Source organism: Longimicrobium sp., from assembly GCA_036389135.1.
Taxonomy (GTDB): Bacteria; Gemmatimonadota; Gemmatimonadetes; order Longimicrobiales; family Longimicrobiaceae; genus Longimicrobium.
On the sequence record DASVQP010000019.1, the window covers coordinates 140,894 to 158,921 of the forward strand.

19 protein-coding genes are annotated in these 18,028 nt (G+C 71.4%); 12 read left to right on the forward strand and 7 right to left on the reverse strand.

The annotated features are described in order from the left end of the window. The 4 genes from VF584_04100 (at position 1) to VF584_04115 (ending at position 3,063) form a co-directional block, all read left to right on the forward strand. A complete protein-coding gene (locus tag VF584_04100; protein ID HEX8209349.1) occupies positions 1 to 534 on the forward strand; it encodes a cytochrome c in 534 nt (177 codons plus the stop codon). Beyond that, positions 531 to 899: a hypothetical protein gene (locus tag VF584_04105; protein HEX8209350.1), complete on the forward strand. Its 369-nt coding sequence runs from the start codon at positions 531 to 533 to the stop codon at positions 897 to 899. The genes VF584_04100 and VF584_04105 overlap by 4 nt, the downstream gene beginning before the upstream one ends. Positions 900 to 1,109: 210 nt before the next feature. Further along, positions 1,110 to 1,370, forward strand: coding sequence for a hypothetical protein (locus VF584_04110; GenBank protein ID HEX8209351.1), 261 nt, complete (start codon positions 1,110 to 1,112; stop codon positions 1,368 to 1,370). Positions 1,371 to 1,467: 97 nt separating this feature from the next. Next, positions 1,468 to 3,063 carry an HD domain-containing phosphohydrolase gene (locus tag VF584_04115; GenBank protein HEX8209352.1) on the forward strand — a complete coding sequence of 532 codons (1,596 nt, stop codon included), beginning with the start codon at positions 1,468 to 1,470 and terminating at the stop codon, positions 3,061 to 3,063. Between the two features lie 44 nt (positions 3,064 to 3,107). On the opposite strand, the gene VF584_04120 is transcribed toward VF584_04115, so the two are convergent. After that, the gene (locus VF584_04120; protein ID HEX8209353.1) at positions 3,108 to 4,361 is read right to left on the reverse strand and encodes a 4-hydroxy-3-methylbut-2-enyl diphosphate reductase; all 1,254 of its coding nucleotides are present in this window, start codon (positions 4,359 to 4,361) and stop codon (positions 3,108 to 3,110) included. Between the two features lie 271 nt (positions 4,362 to 4,632). On the opposite strand from VF584_04120, the gene VF584_04125 reads away from it, so the two are divergent. Continuing rightward, positions 4,633 to 5,514 carry a transglycosylase domain-containing protein gene (locus VF584_04125; GenBank protein ID HEX8209354.1) on the forward strand — a complete coding sequence of 294 codons (882 nt, stop codon included), beginning with the start codon at positions 4,633 to 4,635 and terminating at the stop codon, positions 5,512 to 5,514. On the opposite strand, the gene VF584_04130 is transcribed toward VF584_04125, so the two are convergent. Beyond that, positions 5,444 to 6,013, reverse strand: coding sequence for a nuclear transport factor 2 family protein (locus tag VF584_04130; GenBank protein HEX8209355.1), 570 nt, complete (start codon positions 6,011 to 6,013; stop codon positions 5,444 to 5,446). The genes VF584_04125 and VF584_04130 overlap by 71 nt on opposite strands. Before the next feature lie 184 nt (positions 6,014 to 6,197). On the opposite strand from VF584_04130, the gene VF584_04135 reads away from it, so the two are divergent. After that, on the forward strand, positions 6,198 to 6,905 hold the full coding sequence (locus VF584_04135) for a hypothetical protein (GenBank protein HEX8209356.1): 708 nt from the start codon (positions 6,198 to 6,200) through the stop codon (positions 6,903 to 6,905). 393 nt (positions 6,906 to 7,298) lie between these two features. On the opposite strand, the gene VF584_04140 is transcribed toward VF584_04135, so the two are convergent. The 3 genes from VF584_04140 to gyrA form a co-directional block, all read right to left on the reverse strand. After that, complete coding sequence (locus VF584_04140) at positions 7,299 to 7,547, reverse strand: hypothetical protein (GenBank protein ID HEX8209357.1); 249 nt, start codon at positions 7,545 to 7,547, stop codon at positions 7,299 to 7,301. Positions 7,548 to 7,740: 193 nt separating this feature from the next. After that, on the reverse strand, positions 7,741 to 9,186 hold the full coding sequence (locus VF584_04145; protein HEX8209358.1) for a pyridoxal-dependent decarboxylase: 1,446 nt from the start codon (positions 9,184 to 9,186) through the stop codon (positions 7,741 to 7,743). Between the two features lie 220 nt (positions 9,187 to 9,406). Further along, positions 9,407 to 12,025 (reverse strand): DNA gyrase subunit A, encoded by a 2,619-nt coding sequence (gene gyrA / locus VF584_04150; GenBank protein ID HEX8209359.1) that lies wholly within the window; start codon positions 12,023 to 12,025, stop codon positions 9,407 to 9,409. 231 nt (positions 12,026 to 12,256) lie between these two features. Here gyrA and VF584_04155 point away from each other — a divergent pair, with 231 nt between their 5' ends. Both VF584_04155 and VF584_04160 read left to right on the forward strand, forming a co-directional pair. Beyond that, positions 12,257 to 12,826: a shikimate kinase gene (locus VF584_04155; protein HEX8209360.1), complete on the forward strand. Its 570-nt coding sequence runs from the start codon at positions 12,257 to 12,259 to the stop codon at positions 12,824 to 12,826. Between the two features lie 50 nt (positions 12,827 to 12,876). Then, positions 12,877 to 13,242, forward strand: coding sequence for a four helix bundle protein (locus VF584_04160; protein ID HEX8209361.1), 366 nt, complete (start codon positions 12,877 to 12,879; stop codon positions 13,240 to 13,242). A 54-nt stretch (positions 13,243 to 13,296) separates the two neighbouring features. On the opposite strand, the gene VF584_04165 is transcribed toward VF584_04160, so the two are convergent. Together VF584_04165 and VF584_04170 are read right to left on the reverse strand one after the other, a co-directional pair. After that, complete coding sequence (locus tag VF584_04165; GenBank protein HEX8209362.1) at positions 13,297 to 13,617, reverse strand: tetratricopeptide repeat protein; 321 nt, start codon at positions 13,615 to 13,617, stop codon at positions 13,297 to 13,299. After that, positions 13,617 to 14,090 (reverse strand): hypothetical protein, encoded by a 474-nt coding sequence (locus VF584_04170; protein ID HEX8209363.1) that lies wholly within the window; start codon positions 14,088 to 14,090, stop codon positions 13,617 to 13,619. The genes VF584_04165 and VF584_04170 overlap by 1 nt, the downstream gene beginning before the upstream one ends. 193 nt (positions 14,091 to 14,283) lie before the next feature. Between VF584_04170 and VF584_04175 the strand changes: the two genes are divergently transcribed. The 4 genes from VF584_04175 to VF584_04190 all read left to right on the forward strand — a co-directional run bounded on the left by VF584_04175 (position 14,284) and on the right by VF584_04190 (position 17,933). Continuing rightward, on the forward strand, positions 14,284 to 15,513 hold the full coding sequence (locus tag VF584_04175) for an MFS transporter (protein ID HEX8209364.1): 1,230 nt from the start codon (positions 14,284 to 14,286) through the stop codon (positions 15,511 to 15,513). Continuing rightward, the gene (locus VF584_04180; protein ID HEX8209365.1) at positions 15,510 to 16,433 is read left to right on the forward strand and encodes an LD-carboxypeptidase; all 924 of its coding nucleotides are present in this window, start codon (positions 15,510 to 15,512) and stop codon (positions 16,431 to 16,433) included. Before VF584_04175 ends, VF584_04180 begins: the two co-directional genes overlap by 4 nt. 238 nt (positions 16,434 to 16,671) lie before the next feature. Next, positions 16,672 to 17,367 carry a type II toxin-antitoxin system HicB family antitoxin gene (locus tag VF584_04185; protein HEX8209366.1) on the forward strand — a complete coding sequence of 232 codons (696 nt, stop codon included), beginning with the start codon at positions 16,672 to 16,674 and terminating at the stop codon, positions 17,365 to 17,367. Further along, entirely contained in the window at positions 17,364 to 17,933 is a 570-nt protein-coding gene (locus tag VF584_04190) for a cob(I)yrinic acid a,c-diamide adenosyltransferase (GenBank protein HEX8209367.1), read from the forward strand. Before VF584_04185 ends, VF584_04190 begins: the two co-directional genes overlap by 4 nt. The last annotated feature ends 95 nt before the right edge of the window (positions 17,934 to 18,028 follow it).

Consider the following 18,028-nt stretch of genomic DNA (forward strand, 5'->3'; position numbering starts at 1 on the left):
ATGCGCGAGACCACTGCGAGCCGGAAGCTCCCGGCCCGTGCCCTGTGGCTGGCCCTGCCGGTGATGGCGGCGCTGGCCGGCGCCTGCAAGCCGGAGCTGCCGCCCGGCGGGTACCCCCCCGTGTCGCACCGCTCCGCCCCGGTGATGCCGGGTTGGAGCCACCCCGATCCGCCCCCGGTTACGCCGGGCTCGGCGGTCGGCGGCGGCGGCGCCAAGATCGTGGCGAAGAACCTCCCCGCCGGCGTCACGCAGGAGATGGTGGACCAGGGGCAGGAGCTGTTCGGGCAGACGTGCACCGCCTGCCACGGCGCGGGCGGCACGGGGAGCTCGGCCGCGCCGCCGCTCAACGACAAGCAGTGGCTGCACGTCACGGGCGCCTACCCGGAGCTGGTGAGCATCATCAACACCGGCGTGCCCAACCCCAAGGAGTTCCCCGGCGCCATGCCGCCGCGGGGCGGGGGGAACTTCACCCCGGAGCAGGTGGGGCAGATCGCCGCCTACGTCTACGCACTCAGCCAGCAGGGGGAGTCATGAGCCGCCGCCACGGTCCGGACGGGGAGAGCACCTACGGGACGGTAAAGGACCGCTTCGACAGCTGGAGCGCCGCCAACCCGCGCCCCAAGTCGCGCAGCGCGCTCGGCATTCCGGACATCGACATCCCGGAGGGCGTGGTGCGCACCTTTGCGCTCGCCGTGGGCGTGGGCACGGGCGCCCTCCTGCTGGGGCTGGCCGCCATCGCCTATTACGCCTCCGGCACCTGGGGAGACATCGACCGGAGCGGCTCGGCGCTGGCGTACCTGCTGGTGGGAATCTTTCTCACCATCGCGGGGCTGGGCGCGTCGCTGGGGACGCTCAACCACCTCTTCCGCGTCGTGCGCTCGCCCGGGGGGCACCACTGAACGGCCCGCGCCGGCCGGCGGCGCGGGAAAACACCGGTGATTTGCGCAATCGTGCGACTCGCCGGTGCCCCGCGATGGCCTCTCTTACGCGATGTCTCAAAAACAGCTGACAAAAATATTGACACTCCGCACATCCCGCAGTAGCTTCGAAGCGTTCCCCCACCCAAAACGTGTCTCATTCTAAACACCCCTAGCCCGGGAATCCCACCCATGCGCGTACGCACCATCGGCCTCTCCATCCTTGCCCTCGGCATCCTGATCGGCGCAGGCGGCTGCTCGTCGGACTCGCCCACCTCCTCGCTCGCTCCCAGCACCGTCTCCGCCAGCAAGGGCGGATACATGGGCGGCGTCAATCGCGACACGACCCGTTCCACCGTCAGCGGCGGCTACATGGGCGGCGTGATGGGCGGCGGCACCGACAGCGGCACCGACGCTACGGTCAGCGGCGGCTACATGGGCGGCGTCAACTAAGCCACGCCGCCTGCTCCATGTTGTCAGGCGCGCCTGGAAAGCTCCGCGAAGGGCTTTCCAGGCGCGTTTGCTCCACCCCTTTTGACGGTCCGGCCGGGTGAACCACGATCAGCAGCAGCGTCTCGACGCCGCTTCCGCCCTGGAACGCGCCGGGTTGTGGGAAGAAGCCGCCCGCAACTTCGACGCGGTATATCGCTCCGCCATCGAACAGCAAGATAATCCTACTTTGATGGAGGCGCTGGCGCGGCTGGCGTACTGCCACTCGCGCGCGGGCGACTTCGCCGCCGCGCAGGACGAGTTCACGCTCGTGCTGGAGCTGGCGGAGATCCAGAATGCCCCTTCCATGCGCGGGCGCGCGCTGAACGGCATGGGCGACATGGCCCGGCTCAGCGGCAACGTGGTGGAAGCCGAGCGCCTCTTTCGCCGGGCCTACCGGTGCGGCGAGGAATCGGGCGACCCGGTGCTGCTGGGGAACGCGGCGCAGAACCTGGGGATCCTGGCCAACATCCGGGGCGACCTGGAGGGGGCGCGGAACTACTACCTCAAGGGGCTGGAGCACATAAGGGCGGGAGGCACCGAGAGCGGGCGCGTGACGGTGCTCAACAACCTGGGGATGCTCCACGTGGACCTGGGGGAGCTGGAGCAGGCGGCGCGCCTCTTCGACGAGGCGCTGGAGATCTGCCAGCGCCTGGGCGACGTGATCCGTGCCGGCATCATCCACGTCAACCGCGCCGAGCTCTACCTGGCGTCGGGCGACCTGCTGCGGGCGCGCGAGAGCTGCGACGAGGGGTTCGAGATCTTCAGCCAGACGGGCGACACCCTCAACCAGGCGGAGGCGCTGCGGTTCTACGGCGTGATCTACCGGAAGAGCGGGAAGCCGCACCTTGCCGCCATCCACCTGCAGCGCGCCGCCGACATCGCCGCCCAGCGCGACCCGCTGCTGGAGGCCGAGGCGCAGCGGGAGCTGGCGCTGGTGCTGCGCGAGCTGGGGAGGAACCGCGACGCGCTCGCCGCCCTGAACCGCTCGCACACGCTCTTCACCGGCCTACAGGCGCAGGCCGATACCGCCGACATCCAGGGGCGGATCGACCGTCTGGAGACGGACTTCCTGGTGCTGGTGCAGCAGTGGGGCGAGTCGATCGAGGCCAAGGACCGCTACACGGTGGGGCACTGCCTGCGCGTGGCCGACTACGCCTGCCGGCTGGCGGAAAAGGTGGGGATCGCCCCGCACGAGATGGTGTGGTTCCGCATGGGGGCCTTTCTCCACGACCTGGGGAAGATCGAGGTGCCGGAGGAGGTGCTGAACAAGCCGGGCCGGCTTACCGACGAGGAGCGCGCCGTGATGGAGCGCCACCCCGTGATCGGCGAGGCGATGCTGGGTAGCGTGGACTTTCCCTGGGACATCCGCCCCATGGTACGGTCGCACCACGAGCGCTGGGACGGCGGCGGCTACCCGGACCGGCTGGTGGGGGAGGCGATCCCCTTCTCCGCGCGCATCCTGCGCGTGGCCGACGTCTTCGACGCGCTGACCACCGCGCGCAGCTACCGCCGCCCCCTCAGCCCCGCCGAGGCGATGGCGATCATGGTGGAGGACCAGGGCTCGTTCGACGCACAGATCTTCGCCGCCTTCGAGGAGCTCTTCCCGGAGCTCAGCGTTACCGCGGAGCAGGCCTCCTCGATTTATCCGGCTTAGCGTAGCGATCATTCCGCGTCACCGGTCGTACAATCCGTCCATTTTTAGACAATGGCGGGCTCGCCGAGCTCCAGCTCCACGCCGCGGGTGCGCAGGAGCCGCTCGAGCGCCTCGCCGATCTTGTTGTTGGGGGTGGAGGCCCCGGCGGTGATCCCCACCACGAGCGGTCCGGCGGGGATCCAGTCCTCCGCCTCCGCCTCGGGCGCGTCGAGGGGCGTGCCGGCTGGCTTGAAGCGGATCGTCCCCCGCTCGGGGTCGATGCACTCCGCGTCGGCGATGTGGTAGGTGACCGTGTGGCGGGCGCAGAGGATCGCCAGGTGGTTGGTGTTGGACGAGTTGTATCCCCCCACCACGAGCATCACGTCGGGCGGCCCCTGCGGCCCTTCCACCAGCTTCACCACCGCGTCCTGCCGCTCCTGCGTGGCGGAGCAGATGGTGTCGAAGGAGCGGAAGTGCGCCGCCAAGTCGTCCACCCCGAAGCGCCGCGCCATCGACTTCCCCACCTCCGCCGCGATCGCCAGAGAGTCGCCCGAGAGCATCGTCGTCTGGTTCGCCACCCCGATGCGGTCCAGGTGGAGGTCGGGGTCGAATCCGGCCGACGTCTTGCGCGCGAAGTGCTCCTTGAACGCGGCGCGGGTGAGGGCACCCGGAGCGCGCTCCACGTAGTCCATCACCAGCCGCGCCTCGTCCATGTCGAAGACGATGACGTAGTGCCCGCCGGCGTGCTTGAGCGCCTGGCTGGCGGTGGCGCGCGTCTCCTCGTGGCGGTACTTGCCGTGGATGAGCGAGGTGTAGCCGTCGCGGGCGTACTGCTCCACGCGCTTCCACACGTTCAGCACGCTGCCGCAGGTGGTGTCCACCAGCACGCAGCCGACCCCCTGGAGCCGCCGGAAGTCCTCGGTGGTGGCGCCGAAGGCGGGGAGGATCACCACGTCGTCCGCCGTCAATCCGCCGAAGTCGAACTCGCCGTCCGCGGCTGGGCGCAGGAAGACGATCCCCATGCCGGTGAGGCGCTGGTTGATGTGGGGGTTGTGGATGATCTCGCCGAGGAGGAAGACGCGGCGGTCCGGGAAGTGGAGGCGCGTCTCGTACGCGTAGTCCACGGCCCGGTCGACGCCGTAGCAGAAGCCGAACTCCTCCGCGAGCCGCACGGTCACCTGGAGCTCGCCCTCGCCGAAGCGGTCCTCGTACCCGCGCGCGCGGATGCGCTCCACCAGGCCGCTGTGGTACTCGGACCGGATGAGCGGCTCGATCTCCTTCTTCCGGCCGAAGCCTCGGCGAAAGTACGTCTGTTCCATCGGGGTAGCGGTATGTGAGTGCGGTTCGGTGTGCTCAGTACACGAGCGGGCCTGCGGAGTGCCGGGAAGGCGTCACACAGAGACACAGAGGGGTACGGCGAGAACAGGGGAAAGGTTTTCTCCGTGGCCTTGCGGTTCCCTCCGTGTTCTCTGTGTGATGCTTTTCCCAACCCTAACCCCGCACCACCGCCTGTCGCAACGGCGGTGGGGGGAATACTTTTTGCCCCCCGCACGCGCATCTGCACGGGCGACACAGACTCCGGGGGACGGGATGGCAGGGAGGCAGTCGAAGGGGAAGATGCTGGAGGGGGCGCCGCCCAAGCCGCGAGCCACACGCCGCGCCGCCGACTCCGGCAAGGGGAGCGGCACGCGCAACGCCGCCCTCATCCTGCTGGCCGTCATCACCGTGGGCACGGTGGGGGCGATCGGCGGCTTCGCGTGGGCGATGTGGGGGCGGCTGGACGACGGCCTCCTGGCCCAGCGCGAGGCCGCCCGCCACCGCCCGGACTGGGTGCGGCTCGACGAGCTGCCGCGCCACGTACCCGATGCCTTCACGGCCGTGGTGGACACCGCTTCGTTCCGGCGCGTCCCGCCCGAGGAGCGCGACCGCAACCCCATGCTCTCGCGCGACCTGGTGCGCCAGGTGCACCGCCTGGCGAACGGCGGCGTGGGCGGCGACGCGCGCGAGCTGGTGATGTCGCCGCTGCTGGAGAACGCCCTCTCCAAGCGCGGGCTCTTTGAGCTGTACCTCAACCGCATTTCGATGGGGCGCACCGGCGACTGGCCGGTGTACGGCATCTTCCACGCGTCGCGCGAGTACTTCGGCAAGGACCCGCGCAGGCTGACGCTGGCGGAGGCGGCCACGCTGGCGGGGATCCTCCTTCCCCCCGCCCTTCCCGCGCCCGAGCAGAGCCCGGGGCCCGTGGGGGCGCGCCGCAACGAGGTGCTGCGGCGCATGCTGGAGGCGGAGCGCATCACCCCCGCCGCGTACCGCCAGGCCGCCCGCGAGCCGCTCGCCTTCCAGCCCGGCGCGGACTACGCACCCATGGCGCGCCCGGTGGACTGGAAGCGCGAGCCGGAGGTCATCCGCCTGCCGCCGGAGCTGCGGCCGAGTCTGCAGCCGGACTCGGCGCAGGCGCCGGCTCCGGAGTAGCGCTCTCGGGGCGGGAGAGGTGCGCCTCCACCAGGCGCCACTCCCCGCGCTCACGTACGAAGACGCCGCTCATCCGCAGCAGCACCGGGTCGGTCGCCGCCGAGGTGGAGAGGAGCTGCAGGTGGGTGGAGAACCACCCCATCCCCTGCGACGCGCTCACCCGCAGGTCGGGCGTGCGCACCACCGTGGGCGCCGCGATCGCCAGCTCCGCCACCGCCGCGCTCACCCCCGCGGCGCCGAAGCGCACCATCCCGTCGTTCCCCTCCACCCCCACCACCGCGGCCATGGAGTCCGGCGCCAGCGCCTGCACGGCGTCTCCGGTGTCCATCCGCCCCAGCGCCTCGGCGAAGACGCGCACTCGCGTGCGGATCTCGTCCGCGGCCTCCTGGCGGTCGACGACGGCCGGGTCCGGGTGGTTGTAGAACTCGGGCGGGGTGCGTTCCACGTCGCACCCGGCGAGGGCGGCGAGCGCGGCGGCGGCGGCTAGGGACCGGTACACGGTTCTCCGGGAGCACGTTACGTAAGGGCGCTGGGCTGCCCACAAGATGCGGTCACCCCCTTCCCTGTCAAGCCGCACGCCACCGCGACGGCGGTGTATCACGCCCCGCAAGTCCTTGACGCCCGGCCAGGGTGACGCCATCGTCCATCCGTTCCCCCTTGAGACCACGCATGTTTTTCGGCAGATGATCTGGTTCGGCAAGCTTTCCAAGATCTTCGAGGCACCGGCCGGCTTCACGCTCGCGCCCGGCGGCGACGATGCCACGCGGATGGAGCAGGCGCTCCGCTGGGTGGCCGCGCGCGCGCCGCAGTTGGAGGGCGCCGCGCTCCTGGACGCCCTGGCCGGCACCGGCTGGGTGGACCGCGCGACCGCCGCGCGCCTCCTCCCCGCCTTTCGCGGCTTCGACGCGGACCGGGTGTTCGCCGAGTCTCTCCGCTCCCTCTCGCTCCGCGGCGACACCGCGGCCGACGAGTTCCGCGCGCGGGTGGGCCGCGTGGTGGAGGACCTGACGGGCGACGCGCGGCTGGACGCGCTCGGCCCCGAGCAGGCGATCCGCTTCAGCCACGGCGAGCGCCAGGGTGTGGTGCTCGCCTACCCGCAGGTGTCGTTCACGCTCGGCGGCTCCGCCATGAAGGCCGTCACCGCCGCCGTCGAGGAGCTCCCCGACACGCTGGTGATCGTCGCGCGCAACTTCGCCGAGGGGGCGGAGGCGCAGCTGCGCTCGGTGCTGGACCGCAGCGAGCTTCCCGGCACGCTGGTGACGGTGAACCTGCTGCTGGGGATGCGGGCGATCGCGCTCAAGTACCAGCCCTCGCCGGACCGGGTGATCGATCTGCTAGGGGCGGGCGGGGCGCTGCGGTCGCGCGACATCGCGGCGCTGGGGGACCGGTAGGAGAGGGGAATGGGGAATGGGGAATAGGAGGACGGCCCGCTGCGACAGTGTCGTGGCGGGCCGGATGCGTTGGTGCGCTGCGGGCTCCCCCTCTCCCCGGCCCTCTCCCCCGCAAGCGGGGGAAAGGGTGCACTCCGCCCCTCGCCCTCACCTTCCGCGCCGCGACCTCTGCCTCCCGGACCCCGCACTTGGTAGGGGCAGCCCCACGTGGCGGCCCGTGCTTTCCCCCACTCCGGCGCCTGGTGCTCGGATACGGGCGAAGACGCGAGAGAGCGGATGTTTGCGTCTGTGTGTGGGCGCTGACGGCACAGGGGCGCGCACGGGCACGAGGAGGGGCTGCCCCTAGGAGACCGCTTGTTTCGAGAGATGCGTGGGCCGCGGCGTCGCTGCGGGCTATGGGAGAGGCGTGTATAAAGTGATGCGGTGATCCTGGTCGATCACAGCAAGCGCCTTGCAGTTCGGACACTCTGCTACGACCAGGGCCGCGTTGACTAGATCGCTTACGTGGGCCTGGGCCTGCTCGTTGGAGACGAGGTCCGGGATGTCAGTGAGCTCTTCGGGAACGAGCAGGCGAAGGCCGTGACCCTCGTACAGGTTCGTGCGAATGGTCTCTCCGCACCGGCAGAGGAATTTGCTGGCCATGATCTCCGGGATACGAGAAGGGCGGGCAGACACGCAGGTCTGGCCCTACAAGGTATTTGGCGTGACAACCGGCGGAGCAGGTTTTAGCACGGGCGCGATGAATTGCGCCCGCACGACGATGCTGGAGACCGGGCGGAGTGCACCCTTTCCCCCGCTTGCGGGGGAGAGGGCCGGGGAGAGGGGGAGCCCGCCCCTACACGATCCCCCGCCCCACCTCGCGGAGCCCGTCCAGCAGCCGGTCCAGGTGCTCGCCGGCGGTGTGCGGGTTTATCAGCGTCACGCGCAGGACGCGGCGGCCGTCGAGGACGGTGGTGGTGATCCAGCCGGCGCCGCTCTCGTTGTAGCGGCGGCGGAGCTCGGACTGGAAGTCGTCGCCGCGCTCGGGTAGGTGGCGGAAGCAGAGGATGTTGGACTCGGGCGCGTGCTCCGCCTCGAAGTCCGGAGCGGCGGCCAGCCTCGCGTGCAGCGAGTGCGTAGTGCGAACCGTCGTCTCCAGCAGGCCCGCGAAGTGGTCCGCGCCGTAGTGCTGGAGGGATACCCACAGCTTCAGCGCGTCGAAGCGGCGCGAGCACTGCAGCGTCATCCGCCCCGCGTCCCAGGAGCGGTCCTCGCCGGGGCGGACGTGGAAGAGGTACGGCGCCTTCTGGCGGAAGGCGGCGTCCAGGTGGCGCCCGTCGCGCACCAGCACTGCGCCGGTGGACATGGGCATCCACATCATCTTGTGCGGGTCCCACGCGATGGAGTCCGCGCGCTCGATGCCGCGTACCAGGTGCCGCAGCGCGCCCGAGAGCAGGAACGACGCGCCGTGGGCGCCGTCCACGTGCATCCACACGCCCTCGCTCGCGCACACGTCCGCGATTTCGTCCAGCGGGTCGAAGAGGCCCGTGGCGGTGGAGCCGGCGGTGGCGCTCACGGCGAAGGGGATGCGCCCGTCGCGCTTCAGCGTGCGGAGCGCATCGTGGAGCGCCGCGGGGTCCATCTTCCCGCCGCGGTCCGCGACGGAGACGACGGCCTCGCTCCCCAGCCCCATCAGCCCCGCGGTACGCTCCACGGAGTAGTGCGAGTGGCCGGATACGAGGAGGATGGCGCGCTCCGCATCGGCGGTGCGCGCCACTCCGTCCGTCCAGCTCCCCGGGAAGCGCGCCTCGCGGGCGGCGAGAAGCCCCGTCAGGTTCGCCACGCTCCCGCCCGAGACGAGCGTGCCCTCCGCCGTGGCGGGGAAGCCGGCGGCGGACACCAGCCAGCGCATCACCTGCGCTTCCACCAGCGTGCCCGTTGGCGACATCTCCCACACGGCGAGCGACTGGTTGAGGAGCGACGCGAGCGCATCCGCCAGCACCGCGTGGGGTAGCGGCGGCGCCACCTGGTGGCCCATGTACATCGGGTTGGCGAAGTGAATCGCGTCGCCCACCACGTTCTCCCAGACGGCGTCCCACACCTCGCCGGCGGGTCGGCCGTCGCGCGGGAGAGGCTCGGCGAAGCGGCGCGCCAGCTCGCCCGGCGCGTGCGGTGTGGAGACGGGGCGCTCGTCCACCGTGGCCAGGTAGTCTGCCATCTGATCGATCAGGCGGTGGCCGTGCTCGCGAAGCGCTTCGGCGGCGGTGAGGGCGCCGCTGTTGGTATCTATGTGAGTCGACATCGTAACGTTTGTGGTGGTTGGATGCGCGAATCTAACCTGTGCTTGCGCGTCCTGGCACCGGCTGCGTGAAGGGCACGGGCGGCCCCGGACACGGGCGTGATGAATCACGCCCCTACGGGACGTCTGCGCCACGCGTGGATCTACGCGTACGCCCCTCCCCCAGGTAGTTATTGGGGGAGGGGCCGCGAGGTGACGAGCGGGGGTGGGGGCCCGCGCTCCGCTACCCGAAGAGGTCCAGCACCTTCGCCGCGGCGCCCGTCACCTGGTCCACCACACGGTTGACGATGCCGGGGGATTCCTCCGGCTCCGCGGGCGCGGCTTCGTCGGGGAGGGGGCCGGTGAGCGAGGTCTCCTCGCCGTCGACGACGAGCGGCGGGGCGCCATCGGGACCGGCGCCGTCATCGTCGCCGGCTTTGGGTTCGCGCTCGGCGAGGAGGGTGATCTCGACGACGCGGTCGTGGGCGGAGACGGCGATCGTGCGCTCCGGCTCGGACATGCGCGTGCCGAGGGGGGCGGCGTCGGTCTTGATACGCAGCGTGCGGCCGACGGCGGTGACCGCCATCAGGTCCTCGCCCGCGTGCACGTCGCGCAGGCCTGCCAGCGTCCCCATCTCCTTGCCCGGGGTGTGGATGGCGTTGCCCTGGCCGTCGCGCTTCTGCAGCGGGAGCTCGGCGAGCGGGACGCGCTTGGCGAAACCGCGCTCGGTGACGGCCACCACCTCGGCCTCGTGGCGCAACGCCGCCATCCCCACGACCCGGTCCTGCCCGCGCAGCTTGATCCCGCGCACCCCCTGCGAGACGCGCCCCTGCAGCGGGATCTCGCCTTCGTCGAAGCGGATGGCGCGCCCGCCGGCGCCCGCCAGCACCACTTCGTGCTCGCCGTCGGTGATGCGCGCGTCCACCACGCGGTCGCCGGCCTTGAGCGTGATCGCCTCGATGCCGCCGCGGGCGCGGGAGTACTGGTCCAGCGAGGTGCGCTTGACCGTCCCCTCCGCCGTGGCGAAGAGGACGAAGCGGTCGGCACGGAACTCCGGCACCCTGTGCACCGCGGCCATGCGGGCGTTGCGCGCGCCCTCGAAGAGCTGCTTCACCGCCTTGCCGCGCCCGCTGCTCTCCGGCACGTCGCGCACGGCCAGGCCGAAGGCGCGCCCATCCGTGCTCAGGAAGAGGAGCGTGTCTTCCGTGCTGGCCACGAACAAGCGCTGGATGTAGTCGTTTTCATACTGCTCCATCGACAGGCCCTTCCCTCGCTTGGCGGCACGCTGGTAGACCGCCATCGGGATCTGCCGCACGTACCCCTCGCGCGAGACCGTGACCACTACCTCCTCGGCCGCGCTCAGGTCCTGGATCTTGACCTCACTCTCATTCTCAAAGAGCTGCGTGCGGCGCGGGTCGCCGTACTCCTCGGTGAGCTTCAGCAGCTCGCCGCGGACCTCGGCGGCCTGAAGCGCCGGGGAGGCCAGGAGCTCCTCCAGCTGCGCCATGCGGGCGTCCAGCTCGGCCATCCGCTCGCGCAGCTCCTTGCCTTCGAGCTGCGTGAGGCGCGAGAGGCGCATGTTGAGGATGGCCTCCGCCTGGCGCTCGTCCAGCTTCAGCTCCTTCTCCAGCTTGCGCGCCGCCGTCTCGCGGTTGCGGGACCCGCGGATGATGGAGACCACGTCGTCGATGCGCTTGAGCGCGATCAGCAGGCCGCGGAGGACGTGCGCCTCGTCGCGCGCCTTGTCCAGCTCCCACCTGGAGCGGCGGATAACGACGTCGATTCTATGGTCGCGAAAGCGCTCCAGGATTTCCTTGAGCGAGAACTCGCGCGGCACGCCGTTGTCCAGCGCCAGCGCGATAATGCCGAACGTGGTCTGCAGGGCCGTCGCTTTGAAGAGCTGCCCCATCACCTTTTCCGCACTGGCGCCGCGCTTCAGCTCGATCACGACGCGGATCCCCTCGCGGTCGCTCTCGTCGCGCAGGTCCGAGATGTCGGCGACCTTGCCCACCCGCGTGAGCTCCGCGATCTGCTCGATGATGCGCGACTTGTTGGTGCCGTACGGAATTTCGGTGATGACGATCTGTTCTTTGCCGCTGCGCTTTTGCTCCCGGTAGTAGGCGGCACGCATGACCGCGCGCCCGCGCCCTTTCTCGTACGCGTCGCGGATCCCCTGCTTCCCCACGATCAGGCCGCCGGTGGGGAAGTCGGGGCCGGGGACGTGCTCCATCAGATTCGCGACGGTGCACTCGGGATGGTCGAGGAGGTGGATGGCGGCTCGCACCACCTCGCCGATGTTGTGCGGCGGCATGTTGGTGCTCATCCCCACCGCGATGCCGCTGGAACCGTTGACCAGCAGGTTGGGGAGGCGCGCGGGGAGGACGCGCGGCTCCTTGAGGCGATCGTCGAAGTTGGGGGCGAAGTCGACGGTGTCGCGGTCGATGTCCGCGAGCATCTCGGTGGCGATCTGCGACAGCCGCGCCTCGGTGTATCGGTAGGCGGCGGCCGCATCGCCGTCGATGGAGCCGAAGTTCCCCTGCCCGTCCACCAGCGGGTAGCGGAGGGAGAAGTCCTGCACCATGCGCACGAGCGAGTCGTACACCGCGGTGTCGCCGTGCGGGTGGTACTTGCCCAGCACGTCGCCCACGACGGTCGCGCTCTTCTTGTAAGGCCGCGTGGGGCTGAGCCCCGCCTCGTGCATGGCGAAGAGGATGCGGCGGTGCACCGGCTTCAGCCCGTCGCGCACGTCGGGTAGGGCGCGCTGCACGATGACGCTCATCGAATAGTCGATGAACGATTCGCGCATCTCGTCTTCGATCAGCCGCGGGAGGATGCGGTCGCGCTGCGTGGTGGTGGCGATCATCGGGGCCTGTGTATATCCGGTCCGGCGGCGTTCGAGCGGGTAGTCCCAAGTGCTTGGTCCTAAGTGCTGAGTCCTAAGTGCTGAAACAGCAGTTCAGGACTTAGCACTTAGCACTTAGGACTCCAGTTCCTTACACCGGCGCGCACTTTAGGTTCGGCAAATCTTCGGCAAATTCCCGCGACGGGTCTGCATCGTGCGTGGGGCGAGCCGCGGACCCTGAACGGAGGCAGCATGGGAAGACGCGAGTCCGACATCCCCCCTTTTCCGGGCGTGCACCGGGTGGTGCTGCTGGGCTACATGACGTCGGGGAAGAGCACGGTGGGCGCCGCGCTGGCGCGCCGGCTGGAATGGAGCTTCCTGGATTTCGACGTGGAGATAGAACAGCGCGAGGGGCGTACCGTCAAGGAGCTGATCGCCGAGGTGGGCGAGGAAGGCTTCCGCGAGAGGGAAGCGGCGCTGACGCACGAGGCGGCTTCGGCGGGGCGCCTGGTGATGTCGCCCGGCGGCGGCTGGATCACCCGCCCCGAGCTCCTGGGCCTCCTGGGCGCCGAGACGCTGCGGGTGTGGCTGCGCGTGTCGGTGGACGAGACGATTCGCCGCCTGCGCGAGGACACCATCGCCCGCCCCTTTCGCGACCTGGACGACCCCGCTCCCATCATCGCGCAGATGATGGAAGAGCGCGAGCCCCTCTACCGCCTCGCCGACGTCTCCATCCCCGCCGACACCCGCTCGGTGGAGTCGATCGCCTTCGAGATCGAGCAACTGGTGAGGACGCGGGCGGGGTGCGCGGCAGGGGTGTGAACAGCAAGGAAAGGGGAATGGGGAATGGGGAAATGGGGAATGGAGGAGAGATGAACCGCGTGTCGTCGCACCGGGATCTGGATGTCTGGCGGTTGGCGATGGATCTCGTCGTGGATATATACCGCGCATCCGCGAAATTTCCTTCCGACGAGCGGTTCGGCCTCACGTCGCAGATCCGGCGAGCCGCCGTGTCCGTGCCGGCGAACATTGCAGAGGGTAACTCCCGGTCTACTCGAAAAGACTACGCCGCCTTCCTCTCGATCGCAAAGGGGTCACTCGCCGAAATCGAGACCTTCCTCCTGATCGCCATCCGGCTCGGCTATGTCACCGAGGAACGGGTCGCCGCAGAGCTAGCCCTGCTGACGCGCGTCAGCAAGATGCTCCGCTCTCTCCGCGCACGCCTCCTCGCGCCCTAGCCCCATTCCCCATTCCCCATTCCCCATTCCCCATTCCCCATTCCCCATTCCCCCCTACCCCATCTCATCCAGCACCTCCTCGAACTCCATCGCCATCGTCGGGTGGCCGTGGCGCTCGGCGGCGGCGATGCCCTGGCGATAGGCTTCGCGGGCCTCTTCGTCGCGGCCGAGCTGGAGCAGGGCGTGGCCCAGCCGGCCGAAGGCGTTCCCCTCGTCGTCCGCCAGGCCCAGGTAGGCGCGCAGCTCGGCGGCGGCGGACTCCCAGTCGCCGGCGCGCTCGAACTCCAGGGCCAGGCCGAAGCGGGGGCGGGGGTCCTCGGGGTGCGCGGTGGCCATCTTCCGCAGCGCATCCGTGCGCGACACGTCCGCCGGCATCACCAGCGCGACGGGTTGAGGAGCTCCAGGGCGAGCACGCCCGCGGCCACGCCCAGCGCCGCCGCGCCACCCACCATCGCGGCGCGCTCGCGGGGGACGGCGGCCAGCTCGCGGCGCCAGCGGGAGAGGTTCCACCCGCGGAAGCTGGGGCGCACGCTCGGCGGCGGGGGCGGCGCGGGGAGCACGTCCTCTACGACCACCGACTGGACGGCTGGCCGGGGCACGCGCTCGGCGGCGCCGCAGCCGGCGCAGCGGGCGCGCGACGTCTGCCGGGCGGTGCGGTTGGCGAACTCCAGCACGCCTCCGCACGCGGCGCAGGCGCGGCCCGCGGGCTCCGGGCGGATCGACTGGTAGAAGGCGTGGCGGCTCATCCCCAGCCGCGCGGCGAGGGCGTCCACGGAGTCGCGGCTGCGCCAGTACAGGCGGTTGGCGCTCGCGTGGAGGGCGTCCGCGGTCTCGATCACGTCGTTCATCAAAGCGCTCCCGGTGTGGCTGGATCGTTCGATGGATGAACGTAGCCGCGCAGCACGCACCGTGCCACCCATGGCTCCGCAAGTCGTTGTCTCGCCACGCCCGCGGCGGTATCTTCCCGGCCGCTTTCCCCCTCCCGCCGGGAGGCCAAGGACCCCGCGGCCCCGCCGCACGCAGCGAGATGGAACCCTGGTCGTGACCCGATCCGTACTGCCCGCGCCCGCCCGCCGCCTGAGCGCGCCCTCCGCCGCGCCCCCGGCGATGGGTGGCCGGCGCTCGCCCCTGGCCATCGTCTTCGTCACCGTACTGCTGGACCTGGTGGGGTTCGGCATCGTCATCCCCCTCCTCCCGCTGTACGCGCAGGGGTTCGGCGCCGGGGCGGTGGCGGTGGCGTCGCTGCTGGCCGTGTACTCGGCGATGCAGTTCCTCTTCGCGCCGGCCTGGGGGCGCCTTTCCGACCGCTTCGGGCGACGTCCCGTGCTGCTGGTGGGCCTGTTCGGATCGGCCTTTTCGTACCTGCTCTGCGGCTTGGCGGGGAGCGTGGCGACGCTGCTGGCGGCGCGGGCGCTGGGCGGGCTGATGGGCGCCAACGTGGGCGTGGCGCAGGCGTACGTGGCCGACGTCTCCGCCCCCGAGCGGCGCGCGAAGGCGATGGGGATGATCGGCGCCGCGTTTGGCCTGGGCTTCATCCTGGGGCCGGCGATCGGCGGGGCGCTGGCGGGGTTCGGTACGGCGGTGCCCTTTTTCGTCGCCGCGGCGCTGACGCTGGTCAACGCGCTGCTGGCGCTCTGGTGGCTTCCCGAATCGCTCCCGCCCGAGGCGCGCGACACCGCCCCGCGCACACCCGGCCTCGCCGCCCGCCTGCGCGGGTGGACGGACCGCCGCCTGCGCGCGCCCTACTCCGCCGCGCTCCTGCTGACGCTCGCCTTCGCGGGCGCGGAGGCGACGCTCTCGCTCTGGGCGTACCAGCGCTGGGGGATGGGGCCGCGCGAGGTCGCCTTCCTCTTCGCCTACCTGGGGCTCATCTCCGTGCTGGCGCAGGGATGGGGCGTGGGGCGGCTGACGCGGCGGCTGGGGGAGCGCCGCACCGCGATCCTCGGCCTGGCGGTGCTGGCCGCGGGGATGGGGGCGCTCGCCGTGGCGCCCTCGCTCGCCGCGCTGGGGATGGCGCTCGCCGCGCTCGCCTTCGGTCAGGGGACGGCGTCGCCTGCGCTGTCGTCGTGGGTGTCGCGCGCCGCCGGGCCCGCAGAGCAGGGGAAGGTGCTGGGCGTCTACCAGTCGATCGGCGCGCTGGGCCGCGTGGCGGGGCCGATGGGGGGCGGGTTCGCCTTCGCCCACCTGGGGATCTCGGCGCCGTACCTGGCCGGGGCCGCCCTGGCCGCGGGGGCGCTCGGCGTGCTCGCCTTCGCGGAGGGCGCGCGATGATCCTCGCGCCCCGCCTGCGGGCCGGTTCGCGCGTGGCGCTCGTAGCCCCCGCCGGCCCTCTCGCCCCCGGCGCCGTGGAGCGCGCCGCCGCCCGCGTCTCGGACTGGGGATGGGAGCCCGTCGTCGGGGAGAACGCCCGCGGCCGCGTCGGCTACCTGTCGGGCGACGACGACGCGCGCGCCGCCGACTTCAACGCCGCGCTGCGCGATCCATCCAACGACGCGATCTGGGCCCTGCGCGGCGGCTACGGCGTCATGCGCATCGTGGACCGGCTGGACTGGGACGCGCTCGCCGCCCGGCCGCGCCCGGTGATCGGGTACAGCGACAACACCGCGATCCACCTCGCGATCCAGCGCCTGGGGCTCGTCTCCTTTCACGGCCCGCACCCCGCGACCGTGGTCTTCAACGACTTCTCGCGCGACGCCCTCTTCCGCGTCCTTGCGGTCGACGCCCCGGCCGGCCCCCTCCCCTTCCCCGAGGACGGCCCCGGCCGCGCGGAGACAATCGCGCCCGGCGTCGCCGAGGGGCCGCTGCTGGGAGGGAACCTGTCGCTGCTCGCGTCGATGGTGGGCACGCCGTACGCCATCCGCGCGGAGGGCGCGATCCTCTTTCTGGAGGAGGTCGGCGAGGCGGCGTACAAGCTGGACCGGCTTCTGTCGCAGCTGCGCCTGGCGGGGGTGCTGGACCGGGTGGCCGGCATCGCCATCGGCGCCATCAGCGAGATGCCGGACGCGGGCCGGCCCGACACCCCCACCGCCGCGGACGTGATCCACGACCTGCTCGGTGGGCTGGGCGTTCCGGTGGCGATGGGGTTCCCCTTCGGCCACGTCGAGGACAACTGGACGCTGCCCATGGGCATCCGCGCGCGCCTGGATGCGGACGCCGGGACGCTGGAGCTGGTGGAGGGGGCGGTGGTGTAAGGGGCCCTCACCCCCAGCGTCGCTCCGCGACGCATCCCCCTCCCCCAAAAACAGCCTGCGCGAGGGGGAGCGGAGTCGGCGCGGTGGGCGGGGGTCGAGGCGGGGCGAAGGGCGGGCGCGATAAATCGCGCCCCTACGGGTTTGGCGCGGCGAGCGGAGTTCTCCCCCTCGCCCGCCCTGCGCCCCCGCAGGCGGGGGAGGGGGCCGGGGGGAGGGGGCATTGGACCTGGGAGATCACATGGAAGGACGCTTCGCCGTGGGGGTGGAGGAGGGCGCGGATGGGGGATTCCTGGCGCACGGGCTGAACCTGCCGGGGTGCGCGGCGCCGGGGAGCTCGGCGGAGGCGGCGGTGCAGAACTTCGCGGCGGCGCTCCAGCAGTGGCTCCAGTTCATGGCCTTCATCGGGGAGCCGGTGCCCGAGGACGATGCCGAGCTGGAGGTGGCCGTGGACGAGTGGCTGGAGACGGAGGCGCGTGTGGGCGAGGGCGAGACCGTCGCCTGCTTCGCGGCGGACCTGCCGGCGCTGGGGGAGGCGGAGCTGCAGTCCGGCGTGCACCGGCTGGGCGAGCTGCGGGGGCTGCTGCTGGCGCGCATCCGCCGGCGACCGGACGCGGAGCTGGACGTGCCCGCGGAGGGCGGATGGACGGTGCGTCAGATCCTGGACGAGCTGGCCCGCGCGCAGTGGTGGCTCCTCAGCCGCCTCGGCGCCACGCCGATGGCGGAGACGCCCGAGCTGACCGTCGCGCGGCTGGACACGGCGATGGCCCTCGTCGTCCAGCACCTGGGGCACCTGCCGGCGGAGCGGCGCGGCACCCGGCTGGTGCTGGAGGGCGAGGAGTGGACCCCGCGCAAGGTGCTGCGACGCCTGCTGTGGCTTGAATGGAGCCTGGGGCGCGCCGCGCTCTGGGCCCTCGAACCGGCTCGATCCCGATGACGCTCAAGATCTACACGAGGACCGGCGACCGCGGCGAGACGGGGCTCTTCGGCGGGATGCGCGTCGCCAAGGACGACGCCCGCGTGGAGGCCTACGGCGACGTGGACGAGCTCAACTCCGTGCTGGGGATGGCCCTGGCCGCATCGGACGACACGGACATCGTGGCGGGGCTGCGGCTGGTGCAGGCCGACCTCTTCACCCTCGGGGCGCGGCTGGCCACGCCGGCCGCGGAGGATGGCGGGCGCGAGAACCCGTGGATCCCCCAGCTCGATCCCGCGCGTGTGGCGGAGATGGAGGCGTGGATCGACCGCGCGGAGGAGGAGCTGGAGCCGCTCAAGAGCTTCGTCCTTCCCGGCGGGTCGCCCGCGGCTGCCGCGCTGCACCTGGCGCGCACCGTCTGCCGCCGGGCGGAGCGGCGCGTCGTCTCGCTCTCGCGCACGGCGACCATCGAAGAGGGTGTCATCGTCTACCTCAACCGCCTCTCCGACCTCCTCTTCACCCTCGCCCGCCTCGCCAACCGCCGCGCCGGTGTCGAAGACGTGCCGTGGGTGCCGAACGCGCGGTGAGCGCGGCGTCAGGGTGACTGAACGCGCTCGAATCTGATGCGACGCCCCGTATGACCCCTGGCGCATTATGCCCGGCTGTCCCATATTCGTACAGC

Coding starts and splice junctions, on each gene's coding strand:
- VF584_04100 (HEX8209349.1), top strand. CDS start 1: ATGCGCGAGACCACTGCGAGCCGGAAGCTCCCGGCCCGTGCCCTGTGG.
- VF584_04105 (HEX8209350.1), top strand. CDS start 531: ATGAGCCGCCGCCACGGTCCGGACGGGGAGAGCACCTACGGGACGGTA.
- VF584_04110 (HEX8209351.1), top strand. CDS start 1,110: ATGCGCGTACGCACCATCGGCCTCTCCATCCTTGCCCTCGGCATCCTG.
- VF584_04120 (HEX8209353.1), bottom strand. CDS start 4,361: ATGGAACAGACGTACTTTCGCCGAGGCTTCGGCCGGAAGAAGGAGATC.
- VF584_04125 (HEX8209354.1), top strand. CDS start 4,633: ATGGCAGGGAGGCAGTCGAAGGGGAAGATGCTGGAGGGGGCGCCGCCC.
- VF584_04135 (HEX8209356.1), top strand. CDS start 6,198: ATGATCTGGTTCGGCAAGCTTTCCAAGATCTTCGAGGCACCGGCCGGC.
- VF584_04140 (HEX8209357.1), bottom strand. CDS start 7,547: ATGGCCAGCAAATTCCTCTGCCGGTGCGGAGAGACCATTCGCACGAAC.
- VF584_04145 (HEX8209358.1), bottom strand. CDS start 9,186: ATGTCGACTCACATAGATACCAACAGCGGCGCCCTCACCGCCGCCGAA.
- gyrA (HEX8209359.1), bottom strand. CDS start 12,025: ATGATCGCCACCACCACGCAGCGCGACCGCATCCTCCCGCGGCTGATC.
- VF584_04155 (HEX8209360.1), top strand. CDS start 12,257: ATGGGAAGACGCGAGTCCGACATCCCCCCTTTTCCGGGCGTGCACCGG.
- VF584_04160 (HEX8209361.1), top strand. CDS start 12,877: ATGAACCGCGTGTCGTCGCACCGGGATCTGGATGTCTGGCGGTTGGCG.
- VF584_04165 (HEX8209362.1), bottom strand. CDS start 13,617: ATGCCGGCGGACGTGTCGCGCACGGATGCGCTGCGGAAGATGGCCACC.
- VF584_04170 (HEX8209363.1), bottom strand. CDS start 14,090: ATGAACGACGTGATCGAGACCGCGGACGCCCTCCACGCGAGCGCCAAC.
- VF584_04180 (HEX8209365.1), top strand. CDS start 15,510: ATGATCCTCGCGCCCCGCCTGCGGGCCGGTTCGCGCGTGGCGCTCGTA.
- VF584_04185 (HEX8209366.1), top strand. CDS start 16,672: ATGGAAGGACGCTTCGCCGTGGGGGTGGAGGAGGGCGCGGATGGGGGA.
- VF584_04190 (HEX8209367.1), top strand. CDS start 17,364: ATGACGCTCAAGATCTACACGAGGACCGGCGACCGCGGCGAGACGGGG.